The organism is Bacillus sp. ISL-7 (assembly GCF_018613065.1).
Window position 1 is genome coordinate 1 of record NZ_JAGGQW010000069.1, and the last position, 18594, is coordinate 18594.

The 18594-nt window shown below is 39.9% G+C and carries 21 protein-coding genes and 1 riboswitch; of the genes, 4 read left to right on the forward strand and 17 right to left on the reverse strand.

Translation table 11 applies throughout. The features are described 5' to 3' along the window. Positions 1–150: 150 nt before the first annotated feature. Together J7E66_RS25920 and J7E66_RS25925 are read right to left on the reverse strand one after the other, a co-directional pair. Entirely contained in the window at positions 151–915 is a 765-nt protein-coding gene (locus J7E66_RS25920; RefSeq protein WP_215005356.1) for a TIGR01457 family HAD-type hydrolase, read from the reverse strand. Positions 916–982: 67 nt separating this feature from the next. After that, positions 983–1420 (reverse strand): DUF86 domain-containing protein, encoded by a 438-nt coding sequence (locus J7E66_RS25925; protein WP_215005359.1) that lies wholly within the window; start codon positions 1418–1420, stop codon positions 983–985. A gap of 214 nt (positions 1421–1634) precedes the next feature. Here J7E66_RS25925 and J7E66_RS25930 point away from each other — a divergent pair, with 214 nt between their 5' ends. Both J7E66_RS25930 and J7E66_RS25935 read left to right on the forward strand, forming a co-directional pair. Beyond that, complete coding sequence (locus J7E66_RS25930; protein WP_088089483.1) at positions 1635–1901, forward strand: DUF3055 domain-containing protein; 267 nt, start codon at positions 1635–1637, stop codon at positions 1899–1901. 58 nt (positions 1902–1959) lie between these two features. Further along, positions 1960–2250: a cytosolic protein gene (locus J7E66_RS25935; protein WP_215005362.1), complete on the forward strand. Its 291-nt coding sequence runs from the start codon at positions 1960–1962 to the stop codon at positions 2248–2250. Between the two features lie 29 nt (positions 2251–2279). Here J7E66_RS25935 and J7E66_RS25940 read toward each other — a convergent pair whose 3' ends face one another. Continuing rightward, positions 2280–2555 (reverse strand): YutD family protein, encoded by a 276-nt coding sequence (locus tag J7E66_RS25940; protein WP_066258581.1) that lies wholly within the window; start codon positions 2553–2555, stop codon positions 2280–2282. Between the two features lie 115 nt (positions 2556–2670). On the opposite strand from J7E66_RS25940, the gene J7E66_RS25945 reads away from it, so the two are divergent. Continuing rightward, positions 2671–3291 carry a YhcN/YlaJ family sporulation lipoprotein gene (locus J7E66_RS25945; RefSeq protein ID WP_215005365.1) on the forward strand — a complete coding sequence of 207 codons (621 nt, stop codon included), beginning with the start codon at positions 2671–2673 and terminating at the stop codon, positions 3289–3291. Positions 3292–3391: 100 nt separating this feature from the next. Here J7E66_RS25945 and lipA read toward each other — a convergent pair whose 3' ends face one another. Further along, a complete protein-coding gene (gene lipA, locus J7E66_RS25950; RefSeq protein ID WP_215005368.1) occupies positions 3392–4309 on the reverse strand; it encodes a lipoyl synthase in 918 nt (305 codons plus the stop codon). 207 nt (positions 4310–4516) lie between these two features. Here lipA and J7E66_RS25955 point away from each other — a divergent pair, with 207 nt between their 5' ends. Next, entirely contained in the window at positions 4517–5515 is a 999-nt protein-coding gene (locus J7E66_RS25955) for a M23 family metallopeptidase (protein ID WP_374103888.1), read from the forward strand. Positions 5516–5542: 27 nt separating this feature from the next. Here the strand turns inward: J7E66_RS25955 and yunB are convergent, their stop codons facing one another. The 13 genes from yunB to J7E66_RS26020 all read right to left on the reverse strand — a co-directional run bounded on the left by yunB (position 5543) and on the right by J7E66_RS26020 (position 18293). Next, entirely contained in the window at positions 5543–6328 is a 786-nt protein-coding gene (gene yunB / locus J7E66_RS25960; RefSeq protein WP_215005371.1) for a sporulation protein YunB, read from the reverse strand. 81 nt (positions 6329–6409) lie between these two features. Next, on the reverse strand, positions 6410–6712 hold the full coding sequence (locus J7E66_RS25965) for a YunC family protein (RefSeq protein ID WP_214715652.1): 303 nt from the start codon (positions 6710–6712) through the stop codon (positions 6410–6412). 62 nt (positions 6713–6774) lie between these two features. Then, a complete protein-coding gene (locus J7E66_RS25970) occupies positions 6775–8127 on the reverse strand; it encodes a bifunctional metallophosphatase/5'-nucleotidase (RefSeq protein ID WP_215005374.1) in 1353 nt (450 codons plus the stop codon). Between the two features lies 1 nt (position 8128). Beyond that, entirely contained in the window at positions 8129–8956 is an 828-nt protein-coding gene (locus J7E66_RS25975; protein ID WP_215005377.1) for a sulfite exporter TauE/SafE family protein, read from the reverse strand. A 40-nt stretch (positions 8957–8996) separates the two neighbouring features. Continuing rightward, positions 8997–9842 (reverse strand): DUF72 domain-containing protein, encoded by an 846-nt coding sequence (locus J7E66_RS25980; RefSeq protein ID WP_215005381.1) that lies wholly within the window; start codon positions 9840–9842, stop codon positions 8997–8999. 283 nt (positions 9843–10125) lie between these two features. Further along, complete coding sequence (sufB, locus tag J7E66_RS25985; RefSeq protein WP_088089493.1) at positions 10126–11523, reverse strand: Fe-S cluster assembly protein SufB; 1398 nt, start codon at positions 11521–11523, stop codon at positions 10126–10128. Positions 11524–11578: 55 nt separating this feature from the next. Then, positions 11579–12022: a Fe-S cluster assembly sulfur transfer protein SufU gene (sufU, locus tag J7E66_RS25990; protein ID WP_215005384.1), complete on the reverse strand. Its 444-nt coding sequence runs from the start codon at positions 12020–12022 to the stop codon at positions 11579–11581. Continuing rightward, on the reverse strand, positions 12012–13241 hold the full coding sequence (locus tag J7E66_RS25995; RefSeq protein WP_215005387.1) for a cysteine desulfurase: 1230 nt from the start codon (positions 13239–13241) through the stop codon (positions 12012–12014). Before J7E66_RS25995 ends, sufU begins: the two co-directional genes overlap by 11 nt. After that, entirely contained in the window at positions 13241–14551 is a 1311-nt protein-coding gene (gene sufD, locus J7E66_RS26000) for a Fe-S cluster assembly protein SufD (RefSeq protein ID WP_168245597.1), read from the reverse strand. Before sufD ends, J7E66_RS25995 begins: the two co-directional genes overlap by 1 nt. Positions 14552–14572: 21 nt before the next feature. Next, positions 14573–15358 (reverse strand): Fe-S cluster assembly ATPase SufC, encoded by a 786-nt coding sequence (gene sufC / locus J7E66_RS26005; protein WP_088089497.1) that lies wholly within the window; start codon positions 15356–15358, stop codon positions 14573–14575. Between the two features lie 395 nt (positions 15359–15753). Next, positions 15754–16593 (reverse strand): MetQ/NlpA family ABC transporter substrate-binding protein, encoded by an 840-nt coding sequence (locus J7E66_RS26010; protein WP_215005390.1) that lies wholly within the window; start codon positions 16591–16593, stop codon positions 15754–15756. 16 nt (positions 16594–16609) lie between these two features. Continuing rightward, positions 16610–17275 (reverse strand): methionine ABC transporter permease, encoded by a 666-nt coding sequence (locus J7E66_RS26015; protein ID WP_215005393.1) that lies wholly within the window; start codon positions 17273–17275, stop codon positions 16610–16612. Continuing rightward, on the reverse strand, positions 17268–18293 hold the full coding sequence (locus tag J7E66_RS26020) for a methionine ABC transporter ATP-binding protein (RefSeq protein ID WP_215005396.1): 1026 nt from the start codon (positions 18291–18293) through the stop codon (positions 17268–17270). The genes J7E66_RS26015 and J7E66_RS26020 overlap by 8 nt, the downstream gene beginning before the upstream one ends. Positions 18294–18459: 166 nt before the next feature. Continuing rightward, a riboswitch (SAM riboswitch) is annotated at positions 18460–18569 on the reverse strand. Between the last annotated feature and the right edge of the window lie 25 nt (positions 18570–18594).

Genomic DNA, 18594 nt, shown 5'->3' on the forward strand with positions numbered 1-18594 from the left:
CTGGAGCGCAAATCAACAGACATGTTGCAAAGCCTATATATTAATAATATTATAATATATTAACGCGGTGAATGGTTAAAGTTATTTTAGAAAATAAGAGGCTGTCGAAAGTTTCTCGACAGCCTGAGGATGGAGTTGCCCAATCCTTTTTTACATCTCCCATTGATCTAAGGAATCAACGGTATAGGTTGGCTTTCGGCTATAGCCGGAAAGCAGTTCTTTTGTTGTTACACCCGTATGAACTAATAAGGTATCCATGCCTGCATTCATACCTGCTAAGATATCCGTATCATAGTAATCTCCAACCATCAACGTCTTTTCTTTTGGTGTTCCTAGTACCTTTAAGGCCTGGTCCATTATGATTGCTTCAGGTTTGCCGATAAAAATTGGCTGTGTTTGTGTGGAAACCGTAATAACTGATGTAAGTGAACCATTCCCTGGAAGCAAGCCTCTTTCTGTAGGTATGGCAATATCGCCATTTGTCGAAATGAAAGTTGCTCCATTTCGAACGGCCAAACAAGCCACCGCCAATTTTTCATAACTAATCTCCCGATCAATTCCCACTACCACAAAATCGGCATCTTCTCCGCCAAAGTTTAATCCCTTCTCTTCTATGGCTGTCTGAATGCCTTCTTCCCCAATCACATAAACGGTGGCATCATTTTTTCGTTCATAAATATAATTAGCTGTCGCTTGACTGGTTGTAAAGACCTGCTTCTCTTCCGCGGGAATATCAAACTGGGTCAACTTCTCAGCCACCTGTGCCGGTGTTCTTGATGAGTTGTTCGTCACAAATAAATACGGTATTTGTTGATCGCGAAGTTTTTTTACAAAATCGGAAGCTGCTTCAATTCGCTCTGTCCCTTTATACATTGTTCCATCTAAATCAATTAAATAGCCTTGATATTTCTTCATGATTTATCACTCCTAAAATCTATTATGACCATATAAAACAAAAAGACCGCGCAAAACGGTCTGATCATTAGTTCTTAAACGCCGAAACCGGACCTAATTCATTGGCAAGATAATCACGGACATTGGCTGCAAATTTAACCAGTTCATGTAAGTGTTTTGAAAAGACCTCTTGCAGTTCCCGGTGATCAACATCCGTATAAGATTGAACAAGTCTTTTTCGATACTGAATCAGGATTTTTAAACCTTTCCCCGTTTCAGCTGAAATCACCTTTTCATCCATTAAAATATCAATGATGTCATCGTAACTGCCTGGGTCCCGCATAATAAACCCATCAATCATCGAATTTCCGACATCCAAAACCGACTCAATCATCATCTGGTTTAAACGCTCTAGTGCTGCCTTTTCAAGCGGTGTGGACCACTCCTTTTGACTTAAGAATAATTTTATTTGCGTTTCTAAATATTTTAAGATTTCTTCAATTTTTTCTCTGTCAACAAAATACATCGTATCACTACCTCCATTTTTCTAAATACTACATTTTTACAAGCGCTGCAGGAGAATTCAGATTAATTGTAACATAATTTGACATCGTTCGTGTTTTTCGATTCCTAACAGCTTGTGAAATTTTAGGAAAAATCTTTACTCCCCTACATTCACTTTATTTGTTACTATATAGAAGATGTCGAAAATACGTATTTTTTATTAAGGAGACGGTTAGATGAAAGAACGCTTTTTCTTATACGATGATACAGAAGATACAAAAACAAGATTTGTCAGCTTTGTTGGTGAAAATCAACGCTTTGATTTAGCGATTGTTCAAAGTGACCGCCATTTCGGAAAACATTTGGTTCTTGATATGCAAGGAAGCCGATTTGCAATCATTGGTTTAGACGATTTGCAAGAGGAAGGGTATTTAGAGTACGCTTTTCAGTTGAATGATGAAGATGCAGAGGAATTAAGGTCCTTTTTAATGGAATTAATTTAATGTGATGTCATGAATTACACTCCCTTTGAAAATAATAGTAGTAAAAGGGGGATTAATCATGACAAAAAACGAAGAAGAAAAATATACGGAATTATCCAACGTTGAAAAACAAAGGAACTTTCTTACGGCGGAAGAATATCCGGAAGGTCCTTATGGTTCTCCAATCCGTGAAAACGAACCGGTTCAAAACAAAAGCACACCTTGGACAGATGGACAAAGGCCATACAGCGCCTTTAATTACGAAAATAAAACACTGCATCAAGATCTTCCAAGGCAGATGGACGGGGCACATCCAACACATGATGACCCTGAGAAAGATGAACAGCCACCCTATATGGAGACAACGTAAAAGAAGGGCCAGTTTAACTGACCCTTCTTTTATTTCTTCACTTTTTTCAAGACAAAATATGCACAGCCAAAATTGCAGTATTCATACAGGTATTCACTTAGTGTACTTATTTTTGTATCAAACGTGGCTTTTTGGTTTTGGTCGTCGAAAAAGCCCTTTAACCGAAGTTGACCATAACCCCAATCGCCAACAACATAATCATACCTTGTTAAAATATCACTAAACCTTGCTTTAAGGGCTTCCTCATTAAAGCCGTTTCTATGTTCTTGGACCATTTCATAAACAGTGTTGTTCATTATAATCATGATATTTCACCTCTTTTGCCAGCTAATTCCTATTAACCATTATAACCGATTCCCCATCAATTACTAAGAAAAAAAATCCTCTAAATGGCTATTCTAATAAAAGGAGGTGTTGAAATTGAAAAAATTAGTCATAATCTTGGGATTATGTACAATGACAGCTTTAACAGGGTGCACTAAGGATATGGGAAACCGTGATGTGTATGAAGAAAGTGGCAATACCATAAATGTAAATAATAAAAGGCATGACCTTTACAATGAAGGGGCAAGCCGTGGTGTTCGTAACGTGAGCAAAAATTATGGATTTGTCCGCCATCAAAAGAGTCCGTTGATGAATGATAATACGGCTAATGACCACTTTACAGCCTTAGATCGTGAACAGGTGGCGAATATTATCAGTAAATACAGTACAGAAATTCCCAATGTAAATGATGTCGCTACACTAGTGACAGACCAAGAAGTATTAATTGCGTATGATACAGATTCAAAAGATCGCAATTTGACGGCAGACCAAGTCAAGAAAACGGCGATGTCTGTCGTTCCAAGATATTACCATGTCTTCGTTACTGACAATAAAGTGTTAATGAGGGATGTTGAAAATCTCGCGAACCTTGACTCCACAAGCAGGAACGCCCGGAATTTGGTTAATGGGCTAATTAAGCAAATGAAAAAATCCCCACAAGGAGAGCGAATGAACGCAAGTGAGGACGAAAATGGACTAACGCCTGACGATAAATAGAAAAGCGGAAGCGCCTTGCACAGGGGCTACAGGCATAAGACGAGTTAGACAGTCATTCCCAAATTAAAGAGTTCAGTCACTTTGACTGAACTCTTTGATTTTAAGCTTGTTGTGCTTCTTGTTCACCAAGGATTTGCTTGTGTTTTGCTGCAGCATTAACTTGCTCATCTGCGTGATAGGATGAGCGGACAAGCGGGCCTGCTTCACAATGGCTAAAGCCTTTACTAATTGCAATTTGTTGTAATTCTTTAAATTCATCAGGGCTATAATATTTCTCCACCTTCAAATGACCTTTTGTCGGCTGTAAATATTGGCCAATCGTCATAATATCGATATGATTTGCTCTTAAATCATCCATAACCTCGATTATTTCTTCCTTCGTTTCCCCTAAGCCAACCATTAAGCTGGATTTTGTTGGAATATTAGGCTGCATTTCCTTTGCCCGACGAAGAAACTCAAGGGAACGGTCATATTTAGCCCGGGCTCTAACTCTAGGTGTCATCCGTCTAACCGTCTCAATGTTATGGTTTAAGATATCAGGTTTAGCATCCATTAATACACGTAAATTTTCTTCTTTTCCTCCCATATCGGAAGGCAGAACTTCAATACTTGTAAATGGATTTTTCCGGCGAATCGCTCGAACTGTTTCCGCAAAAATGGCAGCCCCTCCATCCCTGAGATCATCACGGGCTACCGCTGTTACAACCACATGTTTTAAGTTCATCAATTGAACAGAGTCTGCCACTCGTTCTGGTTCTTGCCAATCAAGCTCTGTAGGTAAACCCGTTTTAACCGCACAAAAGCGGCAGGCACGAGTACAAGTATCCCCAAGAATCATGAAGGTAGCCGTACGTCTTTCTGCCCAGCATTCATGAATATTAGGGCAGCGTGCTTCTTCACAAACCGTGTGCAGATTCTTTTCACGCATCATTTTTTTCAAGCCCGTATAGGACTCGTTAGTATTTAGTTTTATTTTTAACCAATCCGGTTTTCTAAGAATTTCTTCTTTCTTACTCACGTTCAGCACACCCCTTGAAACGATATATATGTTTCTATATGTTGTCACTTTAACATACTGAAATAATATCGACAAGCAAATCGGTTTATATTATCTAATGCAAACCATCTTAATTCAGCTAAAATCTCGTTTACCATTTATTAACCATAATGAAATGGTTTAGAAAACATAAACTAACCTTGTACATTACTCGGAAGGAGGATTCTTGTGCGGACTGTTCTAATCATCGGAACCTTTCTTTTATTCTTTACCACTTCATTCACGGTCAGGGAGGCTCAAGCAAAAACAAACGAAACTGATCCATATCAAGAAAGAATGAAGCTTTATAAGAAGGTTGAAACGGTTACCCAAATTCCTTGGTATTACTTAGCGGCTATTGATCAATACGAAAGAAGCATCCGCCAGGTCCGCAGAGACTTACCTAAACCAGATAGCGTAATCGGCATCTATTTTCGTCCAGAAGAATGGGCTGGTTTAACCAATCCAAATCCTTTGGAAGAAAACCCAGCAATCATCCAGTTTTTTGATGGAAAGGGTGTGGATGGGGATGGGGACAGAAAAGCGAGTCTTAAAAATGATGAGGACGTCCTTTATACGTTTGCCAATTATCTACTTTCATACGGAATTGATCATGATAATATAAAAATCGGCTTATGGAATTACTATCATCGCGATAAAACCGTTAGTATCATTGCTGGAAAAGCAAAAATATATCGACATTTTGGCCGGATTGATTTAGATACACAAGTATTCCCAGTACCGATCCGCAGCAATCACAGTTACCGGAGTACCTGGGGGTCTGCGCGCGGCTGGGGTGGGCGCAGGATTCATGAAGGTACCGATATTTTTGCTGGCTACGGTGTTCCGGTTCGAGCAACAAACTATGGCATTATTGAAATGAAAGGCTGGAACAAGTTTGGAGGATGGCGTATCGGCATTCGTGATATCAATAATACCTATCATTACTTTGCTCATCTCAGCGGTTTTGCCAAGGACTTAACGGTCGGCCAAATTGTTGAGCCTGGTATGGTTATTGGCGGTGTAGGGAGCTCAGGGTACGGCCCTCCAGGAACCTCAGGGAAATTCCCTCCCCATTTACATTACGGTATGTACAAAGACAATGGTGTAACCGAATGGTCTTTTGATCCCTACCCTCATTTAGCTAAATGGAAACGAATGGAGCGGATGAATGCCAGGAAAAAATAGGACTGTCCATGGTGGATAGTCCTATTTTTAGTTCCCTGATTTTTTCGAGTCCGACTGTTTATCTGGAAGCTGTATTGATGGAGTTACTCCGCCGCCACTATTGTAGAATTGCGGGACATCTCCTTGTATGAGTGATCCGTCAACCGGAATACTTTGGGTAAGCTTTGTTATTTTAGTAGCAAACGGGGTAATAATCTGGACAGACACTTCAATATGAATAGAAACATCGACCCAAGTATTATTGATGCCCATATCTTTCGTCTCGATTTTAACATCCGGTTCGACTTCACCAATGGCATGGAACTTTACCGGGATCTTCGGACCAAAGTTTCCTAATAAGGAAATATTTGTTGCTTGCCCTAGAGGGACATACCAAATAATTCCGTCTTCCTTTTCCGAATTTTGCGTTTCGATTTCTACATCAGTTAACTGCTCTAACGAGGCAAGATCACCTTTTTTAGCTGCTTTTAGGTTTTTTTGAATTTGAGCGGTTGTTTCCGCTAAGACCCGGTTTATATAAACTGTATTGAGTTTAACGTTGGAGGCCTTGCCATTTTCACTTGGTAAGATCACAATGACGTCATTGTCTTCACCTGTGTCTGTTGTCCGTTTTGTAATCGCCTTATTAATCACAAGGGAAGCAATATTACGGGTTTCGGAAGTAGCAATTCTCATTAATGTCGGCTCAATCCCCTTATTCACGAGCCATAAGCCGGTGGCAGTTGAAAATAGAAAAAAGACAAACGTCAATAGCATGACATAACGGAAAGGCAACGGTCCCTTCCTCGGAAGCCGCCTGCGAAACTTCGCCAAAAAAATCACCCCTTCAAGCTATATGTATGCTTTATAATGGGGAACTAATCCATAAAAAAAAGCCCGCATGGAGCAAGCTTTTTAAATCATTTTTAACAAGGCGTCTTTACCAATCATTCCTTGGTGAATCCCTAACGCCTCTGCCTCCCATGTTACCGACTCTAACGGCGCATTTAGGAGCTGTTCAATGGTTCTTACTCCAACAGCACGTCCGGCAATAATCTTACGGTCCTTTAATTTATCATTTAATAAACCCACATCCAAGGCACCGCACATGATATATCCCTTATCGTTCGATACGGCAAGCAAGGTCGTTTTTGGAAGTAAAACGGTAACTGCCAAAAAGGTATGGCCGTTTATTTCAATTGGTGAAAGCTCAATCAAATGGTCCACACTCCTTTCCTCTCTATCACTTTATGACAGGTTATGAAAAGCGTGTACCCATTCTATGACTGTATTTGTAACTTCCATTTTAATAAATCCCTTAGGAATTCTGGCAAGAAATACTTCTTTTCTTTTTGCGGAAGAATGTCTTTGAAAAAGTGGCCAAACGTAAACATATCAGGCAGGGCTAACGTATAATTTCTTTCATAATCGACTTCCGTCCCATGAATAAACATGACGTCTCCATGAAAACTAATTCGGTCAAAGACAAATATCCCTAACAGAGTTCCTCTGAATCCAAGTCCTTTGATATGCTTATGGATTAAGCCCTCATCCTTTGTCTGCCAATAAACCTCTTCTAATTCTTTTCCAGTTAGTTCAACCACACACGGATTTATTGGATGTGGGCAAATCTTCAGCAAATCGTAAACCGTAACATCACCCGATAAAGGCCCTAACAATAGCCCTGCGTTAATCATGGCACAATCAGTGTTACACCATTCTCTTAAAGCCCTGCAAAGCATAAATGAAAACTCCGTTTCATGAAAAAGATCATTAATTACAGGCTTAGCTAAGGTGGTTACTTTTTGATTTAAATCGGCTTTTCCTTTTGTAAAATAAGCATCGATTTGCTCCTGCTCATTTTTAGCTTTCGGCAGATCTTTACTGTCATATAAAATGGCCTTCTTAGCGGTAATCTCTTTTTGTTCATCTACTTTAAGGGTAACGTGGCCAACAAAATATCCATACTTCCCTGCAGCCCCAAGGAGCGTTTCCCCCACTAGCTTTCCTTTTTCAAGGAAGTGATGGGTATGTGATTCTAATATGACATCAATTTCAGGAAAATCTACAGCAATTCTTTCGTCTTCCTGAAGACCCAGATGGGAGAGTAAAATGATGATGTCAGATTCTGCTTTTACTTTTTCAATCCATTTTTTCAGCTCTTCAATCGGCTCTGTCACCTTCCAGCCCAGTAAACCATAAAGATGGGCAAACGGTGCCGTTAAACCGATGACACCCACCCTTGTGCCCTTTTTCGAATGATAAATCTTATATGCCTTTACCCAGCTAGGATAGCAGCCATCTTGCTGATAAAGATTAGCTAACAGAACGTCAAACTGAGCCTTTTCATATAGTTCATTTAAGTCTTCATAGGGAAGGTTAACCCCTTCATTGTTTCCAATCGTAACCGCTGTATACTGGCTCTCATTTAAGAGTTCAATATTCCCTTTTCCTCTAGTAGCTTCTGTGAAAGGATGCCAGCGATCAATAAAGTCTCCTATATCAAATAGAAAGACATCCTCTTCGTTTTGATGATGCCTCTCATGTTCTTTTGCTAGGAACTGCTTAATTCGGGGCCAATTTTCAAAGTGACTGTGGACATCGTTTGTATGATAAATATGTATGGTTTCCATCCTAGACCTGCCCAAAAATTCCTTGATAAATTAACCTGATTCCAACAATGACAAGAATGGTTCGTAAAATTAACACAATTGTTTTACTCTTAAGCTTTGTGTTTAAAAAGACACCCACCTTAGCTCCTATCCAAGCCCCAGGTACCAATGCTAAAGCATAAAGCCAGTCCACATTTCCTAAAGTAATATGTGTAATCGAGCTCAGCAAGGATGTTGGTAAAATCATAAACATAGACGTGGCGGTTGCCACATGTGGTGGAAAGAAAAACACCAAAATCATGGTCGGAACCATTAAGGACCCGCCGCCCACACCAAAGACTCCCGATAAAAAGCCCACTATAAAAGCAATCAGGACTCCCACTATTGGGTTATATCCATATTCAAAGGTTTTACTCGCTTTATCTGTAAAAGTGCGGATAATCCCCCGATCCTTCTGATAAGGAATGGGCTTTAATTTGTCCTTCAGTAATAAAATAATCGAAATAAAAATAATAAATAGACCAAAAAAGATATTGAACGTCTTCATATGTAAGCCTTCAGTTACCCATGCGCCCAGAATACTCCCTGGACCACTTCCGATTAGAAAAATCAGGCCGCTTTTATAATCAACTGTTTTGTGTTTCATATAAGCTAATGTGGATGATAGACCTGTAAAAATCATCGTAAACAGTGATGTTCCTACCGCAACCTGAGGTGTTATATGTCCAAAGGCTGATAGGGTTGATAAATAAAGCAACGAGGGAACAATAATAATTCCGCCGCCTAATCCTATCAGCGAGCCTAACGAACTCGCAATAAGTCCAATCACTACTAGAATAATCCATTCCATGTTTTCTTTTCTCCTAACCTCTCGCTGTTTTGTATCCCTTTTATAATAAATCTAGCTGGCGTGGAGCAAGTCCCTGATATTCAATTTGTAAAAGGTTGACCATTTCCTTGGCATTGTCTGCCGCATCTCCGCCAGAGTTGTTGTTAAAAAGGAGATAAACATCTCTTGATTCCTGGGCTAATTTTTGAATGGAAACTGCCCATTCTTCTAGCTCTTTTTGGTTATAGCGGTAAAGATAACGGACCTCACGCCAATCCTCTCCGATTCGTTTTTGCCAGCCATGGACATTGCGGCCATGAAAACGGACAACAACCTTCTCTTGAGTGGTCGCCTGTACTACCATTGGGATAGAACCTTCTCCGGATTGTGGTTCATCACAAATACTATGAATCCATTTTTCTTTTGTCATAAAATCAAGTGTTTTTTGACGATACTGGGGAGTGAACCATGACTGATGTCTAAATTCTAACGCGCAAGGGAGGTCACCCATCTCATGCTTGCACCATCTTAAGTATTCGACATTTTCGCGAGTACATGTAAACCATGGTGGAAATTGAAAAAGGGTCATCGCTAGTTTATTCGCTTCTATGTATGGTTCGAGCGACTCTTTGAAGGCTCTGAACATCGCCTGTTTATTTTCAAACGGAATTTCCCCTCGCATATGTCCGGTCATCCCCTGGTAGGATTTGACAATAAACTGAAAGCTGGCAGGTGTTTCATTGACCCACTTCTCAGCATTTCTTTTTGGCTGAATCGCATAAAAGGCTGAATCTACCTCTACGATTGGAAAGTGGCCTGCATATGCTTTTAGCTTGTCCCTTGACGAAATTTGGCCTGGATATAAGCTATCATGGTCGCCCCAGCCGGTTACACCGATGTAGATCAAAAAACTCACCTCCAACTATTAATAATAGCATATCCATTTTTGGATTTGAGAAAAAGGGTGGAAGATATTTAGGTGCAAACAACAATTTCATGGCAATGGGGGCAGTCGCCAGTAAAGTGAGGCTATCCGCCAGTATCTCACCTTATCCGCCAGTATACTGGTGCTATCCGACATTAAACTGGTGCTATCCGCCAGTAAACCACACCTATCCGACAGTAAACTGATTTTCAACGCAAAAACCCGCCTGCCATTGCGGCAAAGCGGGTAAATTTTATTAAAAATATTAACCGATCGATCCTTCCATCTCAAATTTAATGAGACGGTTCATTTCAACGGCGTATTCCATTGGTAATTCTTTCGTAAATGGCTCAATAAAGCCCATAACGATCATTTCTGTTGCTTCCTGTTGAGAAATACCACGGCTCATCAAGTAGAAGAGCTGCTCTTCAGAAACTTTAGAAACCTTCGCTTCATGCTCGAGCGAGATGTTATCGTTTAAGATTTCATTGTATGGGATTGTATCTGATGTCGACTTGTTATCCATAATTAATGTATCACATTCGATATTAGAACGTGCCCCATCTGCCTTACGACCGAAGTGAACTTGGCCACGATAGGTTACTTTACCGCCATGCTTAGAAATTGATTTAGAAACGATTGTGGACGATGTATTTGGAGCTAAATGAATCATTTTTGCCCCAGCATCCTGGTGCTGACCTTTACCAGCAATTGCAATCGAAAGCGTCATACCACGAGCGCCTTCGCCTTTTAAAATAACGGCAGGATACTTCATCGTTAATTTTGAACCGATGTTACCATCAATCCATTCCATTGTCGCATTGGCATCACAAACCGCACGCTTTGTTACAAGGTTAAAGACGTTATTAGCCCAGTTTTGGATCGTTGTATAACGGCAGTAAGCATCTTTTTTAATAACAATCTCAACAACGGCACTGTGCAGGGAGTTTGTTGTATAGACTGGTGCTGTACAACCCTCAACGTAATGCACGTGTGCGCCTTCATCAACAACGATTAATGTCCGTTCAAATTGACCCATGTTTTCAGAGTTAATACGGAAGTAAGCCTGTAATGGCGTATCTACTTTCACACCAGGTGGCACATAGATAAACGAGCCGCCTGACCATACAGCAGAGTTAAGCGCAGAAAACTTGTTATCGGTTGGCGGAATTGTTTTTCCAAAGTGTTCGCGGAAAATATCTTCATTTTCCCTTAAAGCAGAATCTGTATCCTTAAAGACAATTCCTAAGTCTTCAAGTTCTACCTTCATGTTGTGGTAAACAACTTCAGATTCGTACTGAGCGGATACACCAGCAAGGTACTTTTGTTCAGCTTCTGGAATTCCTAGCTTATCAAAAGTTGCCTTGATTTCTTCTGGTACTTCATCCCATGACTTCTCTGATTTTTCGGATGGTTTTACATAATAAGTAATTTCATCAAAATTTAAAGAAGCCATATCCCCGCCCCATTGTGGCATAGGCATTTTGTAAAAATGCTCAAGCGACTTCAAACGGAAGTCTAACATCCATTGTGGCTCATTCTTCAATTTAGATATTTCTTTTACAATATCAGATGTTAAACCTCGTTTTGATCGGAATATGGAAACGTCTTTATCGGCAAAACCATATTTATAATCACCGATTTCCGGCATTTTTTTCGCCATCGTCGTGTTCCTCCATTTCTTAAAGGAATAAGGCCTAAAAATGCCCTATTTCATCCTATTCTTGTTCCTCTTCTTTCAAACCTTTTTCCATCGCTTTCCACGCTAGTGTGGCACATTTGATGCGGGCTGGAAACTTACTAACACCCTGAAGTGCTTCAATATCACCTAAATCAAGATCGTCATCGTCGTATTCAATTCCCTGCATCATATCAGAAAAGATCTTCGCTAACTTTAAAGCTTCTTCGATTTTTTTCCCCTTAATTGCTTGCGTCATCATCGAAGCAGATGACATAGAAATCGAGCAGCCTTCCCCTTCTTGCTTTGCGTCGACCACAATTCCATTCTCCACTTTTAGGGTTAATTGAATACGGTCACCACAGGTAGGGTTATTCATATTAATGGTATGGCTGCCATCCTCTAAAACACCGAGATTACGAGGATTTTTATAATGATCCATAATCACCTGACGGTAAAGTGTATCTAAATTATTAGAAGACATCGCTGAAATACTCCTTTGTTTTAACAAGTCCTTCAACAAGTTTATCTATATCATCTTCTGTATTATACAAGTAGAAGCTTGCACGTGCAGTCGCGGAGGCTTTAAGCCATCTCATTAGCGGCTGGGCACAATGATGTCCGGCACGAACAGCAATACCTTCCGCATCAAGTACCGTTGCTACGTCATGGGGATGTACATCACTTAAATTAAAGGTGATTAGTCCTGCCCGGTTCGCTGCATCAAGTGGACCGTAAATAGTCATTCCTTCTACAGCAGACATTTTTTCTAAAGCATATGCTGCAAGTTTATGTTCATGTTCGGTAATCTGGTCTAAGCCCACTTCATTTAAAAAGTCGATAGCAGCCCCAAGACCAATGGCGCCTGCAATGATTGGAGTACCGCCTTCAAATTTCCAAGGCAGCTCTTTCCAAGTTGATTCGTACAATTGCACGAAATCAATCATTTCGCCGCCAAATTCGATTGGCTCCATGTTTTCAAGTAGATGTTTTTTTCCATAAAGAACACCAATACCGGTCGGACCGCACATTTTATGTCCTGAAAAGGCTAGAAAATCACAATCTAAATCTTGAACATCAATTTTCATATGCGGAGCACTTTGCGCTCCGTCTACAACCATGATAGCCCCATTCTCGTGTGCAATTTGAGCAATTTCTTTGACCGGATTAATGACGCCAAGTACGTTTGATACTTGCATGACAGATACAACCTTAGTGTTTGCTGTAATCGTCGCACGTGCATCATCGAGTGAAATTGTTCCATCTGCTTGAAGTGGAATGTATTTCAACTGGGCGCCTGTTCGTCTGGCCACTTGCTGCCACGGAATGATATTACTATGGTGCTCCATATAGGTTATAACGATTTCATCGCCTGCTTTTAAATTCGCTGCCGCATAGCTTGCAGCCACCGTATTCAAAGACGTTGTCGTTCCACGGGTAAAAATTACTTCTTGAATGGACTTGGCATTGATGAACTTACGAACCTTTTCCCTTGAACCTTCGTAAGCATCTGTTGCTCTTGTTCCTAGTGTATGCACGCCACGATGGACATTGGAATTGATTTCACGATAATATTTTTCAATTGCCTCGATTACTTGGAGCGGCTTTTGAGATGTTGCAGAACTATCCAAGTATACCAATGGCTTCCCATTGACCTCTTGATCTAAGATTGGAAATTGTGAACGAATATCCTGGATATTCATTAGCGTACTTTCCTTTCAATTACCTCAGTTAACTGTTTCTTTACTCCTTCAATTGGGAGCTGATTCACAACCGGTGCAAGGAAACCATGAATAACTAAGCGCTCTGCTTCTTCTTTACGAATTCCGCGGCTCATCAAGTAATAAAGCTGAACAGGATCAACACGTCCGACAGAAGCAGCGTGGCCTGCCGTTACATCATCTTCATCAATCAGAAGAATTGGGTTAGCATCACCGCGTGCTTTTTCACTTAGCATAAGTACGCGTGATTCTTGTTCCGCATTTGATTTAGAAGCTCCATGTTCAATTTTTCCGATACCGTTAAAAATGGAGGTAGCACTGTCCTTCATGACACCATGCTTTAAGATATAACCTTCACTATTTCTTCCAAAGTGTACAACCTTTGTGGTAAAGTTTTGCGTTTGCTCGCCACGCCCAACAACGACTGTTTTCGTATCACCGTAGGAGCCATCACCGATCAAATTAGTTGTGTTATCTGAAATTGTATTTCCTTCATTCATTAAACCTAATGCCCATTCAATTCGTGCATCTCTTCCGACAACACCACGACGATTTACATAGGTTGTGATTCCTTTTGCAAGCGTATCAACTGCGCCAAATTGAACTTTCGCGTTTGTATTTACAATGACTTCCGTCAAGATATTTGCAACAGTAGTTGATACTTCCATCGTTGAAATGTAGTTTTCAACATAGGTTACTTTGCTATTGTCCTCAGCGACGACTATGACATGATTAAACAAGTTCGCCTGATCATTATCATGCACATAAATGGCATGTATTGGTTCAGAGACTTCTACATTTTTTGGAATGTATAAGAAAACTCCGCCATTGACTAGTGCAGCATTTAGAGCGGTTAAGCGATGCTCATCGGCATTGATGGCTTGTGTCATATAATACTTTTTCAATAAGTCACCATGTTCTTTAGCTGCTGTAAAAATATCTGTGAAAATAACACCTTGGCTCTTTAGCTCTTCCGATAAAGATAAAAAGGCCGGAGTTTGATTTCGTTGAATATATAAATTATTATTTTCAGCATCCACATCAATCAGTGCTTTTACTTCTTCTGGCAATTCAGCAAGTGAAGTATAAGGAGCACTTTTTACAGTATGTTGTGAGAATTGGGTGAAGTTCCACTTATCAATCTTTGTTTTGTCTGGTCTTGGCATTGGCAGTTGATCGAACTCAGCTAATGCTTTTAGACGTAGTTCTTCAAACCAAGCAGGCTCGCTCGTTTCTTTTGAAAAGGAGCGAACATTGTCCTTGTCAAATGGTAATTTGGTTTCAGTTGTCATTGTAATCCTCCTAACCCTCTCTTACGCTTCTTGCCCAACTGTTTCATCTTCAATTCCTAGCTCTTGTTTGATCCAGTCATATCCTTCAGCTTCTAAGCGTTGTGCCAGTTCTGCTCCACCGGATTTTACAACACGGCCTTGCATCATCACATGCACATGGTCTGGAGTGATATAGTTTAAAAGTCGTTGATAATGTGTAATAACTAAGCAGCCAAAATCTTCGCCGCGCATTTGATTGATCCCTTTTGAAACTACCTTCAAAGCATCGATATCTAGTCCGGAGTCAATTTCATCTAAAATTGCAATTTTCGGTTCTAACATCATTAATTGCAGGATTTCGTTACGTTTTTTCTCACCGCCGGAGAAGCCTTCGTTTAAATAGCGTTGTGCCATATCAAGGTCCATTTCAAGGTATTCCATTTGCTTATCCATTTTGCGGATGAATTTCATTAATGAAATTTCATTTCCTTCACCAAGACGGCTATTAAGTGCTGAGCGTAAAAAATCCGCATTGGTAACGCCGTTAATTTCACTAGGGTATTGCATTGCAAGGAATAGACCTGCTCGTGCACGCTCATCTACTTCCATATCCAGAACATTTTGTCCATCTAATGTGATTGTTCCGCTTGTCACTTCATATTTTGGATGACCCATAATTGCAGAAGATAAAGTGGATTTACCCGTACCGTTTGGACCCATGATTGCGTGGATTTCTCCACCCTTTATTTCAAGGTTCACACCTTTTAAAATTTCTTTCCCATCAATTGCTACATGTAAATCTTTGATCGTTAACGTTGATCCAGCCATATCTATACCTCCGAAAAGAAAGTGTTGTTTCTTGTAGATTGAGTTATTCTATAACTCTATTCTCATTTTATTCTCATTCCAATCTTATAACAAATGAAATGTATTAGCAACTCTTAAACAGTAAAAACAGTCCATCTATTTTCATTAAGGTTGTACCAAATGAGAATGAAAAGGGGATTTGGAGTGGTTTTGAATAATAATTCAGTATATTATTATTAATAGAAATGACACTCGATTAAAATCATACCTCATTTTTTTAGCATTTCCAAGTGAATTCAGGTCTAATGTTCTCTCTATTTTTACCCATCGTCATTGTTTAAATGTATGCCATCTTTAGACACAACTACAGAGAAAAAGCCAGTGTTTCTACACTGACTTTCTTCCTATTTATAATCTTATTTAGAAACTGGTACAACGGCACCTTTGTATTTATCAAGAATGAAATCTTGAATTTCTTTAGAGTGAAGCACTTCTACAAGCGTTTTGATTTCTTTTCGGTCTTTGTCCTCTGAACGAACGACAATTAGGTTTGCCGGAACAACGTCATCGCCTTCAAATGCAATTCCATACTTTCCGATGTCAATACCGCCTTCTAAAGCGTAGTTCGTATTAATGACGACCGCATCACCTTCACCGCTATCGAAAGAAGAGGCTAATAATTTTGCTTCAATTAAAGTTGAGAAATCAAGGTTCTTAGGATTTTCGACAATATCCTCTACTCTTGCATTCGCGCCAACGCCTTCTTTTAGCTTAATTAAACCTTCTTTTTCAAATATAGGTAAGATACGTCCATGGTCACTTAGTGAATCACTCATAATGATTTTTGCACCTTTTGGAAGGTCTTTTAAGCTTTTATATTTTTTAGAATAAATTCCGATTGGTTCCTTATGAATTCCACCAACACTTACAAAATCAAAATCCTTATTTTCTTTCATTTGCAGATCTAAATACCCTGGAGTTTGAAAATAGTTTGCGTCAAGTTCTTTATCCCTTAACGCTACGTTTGGCAGGATATAATCTTGAAAAACTTGCACTTCTAGGTCAATACCTTTTTTCTTTAATAAGGGTTTTGCCGCTTCTAGCACTTCCGCATGCGGCACAGCAGATGCACCAACGACTAATTTCTTGTTACCATCTTTTCCTTCTTTTTCCCCCGCATCGTTTTTAGCACCAGCGCACGCTGTTAGGGCAAATGCTAATAGCGCAATGGCAATAAAACTAAATACTTTTTTCATAATTTAACTCCTCCTGTTATCGTTTATCAGTTTTCTTTGTAAAATAATCTCCAGCAAATTGGATGATAAATACTAAAATTAAAATCGCAATCGTTGCAACTAATGTGACAATCGGTCGATTACGCTGAAAACCTTCAAGGTAGGCAAAATGGCCAAGTCCCCCAGCTCCAATGACTCCGGCCATCGCTGTAAAGCCGACGAGCGAAATTGCTGTAACTGTAATCCCTGAAATTAATGCCGGCAAGGATTCCGGTATTAATACTTTAAAAATGATATGACCCTGTGTTGCCCCCATCGATTGTGATGCCTCAATAACACCTTTATCAATCTCCCTAAGGGCAATTTCTACCATTCGTGCGTAAAAAGGAGCTGCTCCAATAATTAGGGCCGGCATCGCTGCATTTGCACCGAGCATGGTCCCAAGCAATAATTTTGTAAAAGGAATTAATAAAACAATTAAGATAATAAAGGGGATCGATCTGAAAATATTAACAAAGCCAGCAATAACGACATTAACAGTCCGATTAGCCCATATATTTCCTTTATCTGTTAAAAATAATAACAGACCGAGGAATAATCCTAATATAAAAGTCGTAAATACTGAAATGGAAGTCATATAAATGGTTTCACGTGTTGCTTCTATTAAATTTTCCCACTTTACCATTTCCATAAAATCAGCCATTACTGATCACCTCCACGCCGACTTGCTGTGAGTGAATATAATCGATGGCTTTCTGTATTTCGCTTGACTGTCCATCCAAGTGAATAAATAATGTTCCGTATGATCCGTTTTGCGTGTGCGAAATTTTCCCTTGAAGAATATTTACGACAACATCGCAATCTCGGATGACGTTTGTGATTAATGGTTGTTCTGCTGCTGCCCCGATGAATGAGAGCTGAACCACTTGTCCATGCGGATAAAGTTCGAGTAGATGTTTGATTGTTTCTATCGTTTCATCCGGTTCCGTTACCTGCTGGACAAATCGCTTTGTAATCGGCTGCTGCGGGTTTTTAAACACATTCAACACCGGACCAAGCTCAACGACTCTTCCGTTTTCCATTACTGCCACCTGGTGGCATATTTTACGGATGACATGCATTTCATGGGTAATCAAAACAATCGTTAAACCAAGCCGTTTATTAATATCCACTAACAAATCCAATATAGAATCTGTTGTTTGCGGGTCAAGTGCGGAGGTTGCTTCATCACAAAGCAGCACTTTTGGATTGTTAGCGAGTGCCCTGGCAATCCCTACCCGTTGCTTTTGTCCACCGCTTAACTGGGATGGATAAGCATTTTCTCTTCCCTCTAGGCCAACTAGTTTAATAAGCTCTTCCACTCTTTTTTTTCTTTGTGGACCATTTACACCTGCAATTTCGAGTGGAAAAGCGATATTTTCACTAACCGTCCTCGACCACAGTAAATTAAAATGCTGAAATATCATGCTGATTTCCTGACGTGCTTTTCGAAGCTCACTGCCTTTAATCTTCGAAATAACGCGGCCAGCTACTGTTACAGTTCCGTCGGTTGGCAGCTCTAATCCATTTAACATTCGGATTAAGGTACTTTTACCAGCACCACTGTATCCAATCACTCCGAATATTTCTCCCTCTTGTATTTCCAGGTTGACATTATCGACGGCTCTTAGCTGACCTTGTTTAGAAGGGAATATCTTCTGGACATTTTTTATTGAAATCATTGAATCACCTGCTTCTTATCCAATTTACTTAACATTCTGAAAGATTTGTATTGTAATATACCGCTTATATAATATAGGGTTTGACTTTTTCAACAAAAAGATTCTGTTTTAACAAAATAAAAGCCTTTCTGCGCAGGCAGAAAGGCATCATTAAAAATAATCCTTTCTCCCATCTCCCAAAGCAATCGCTTTGTGTGAATTGGCACCATTTCAATAATAAATATTGACGGTTGCCGGGCTTCATCGGGCACATCCCTCCACCTCTCTTGATAAGAGCATCAAGTAACCTATATTCAATTAA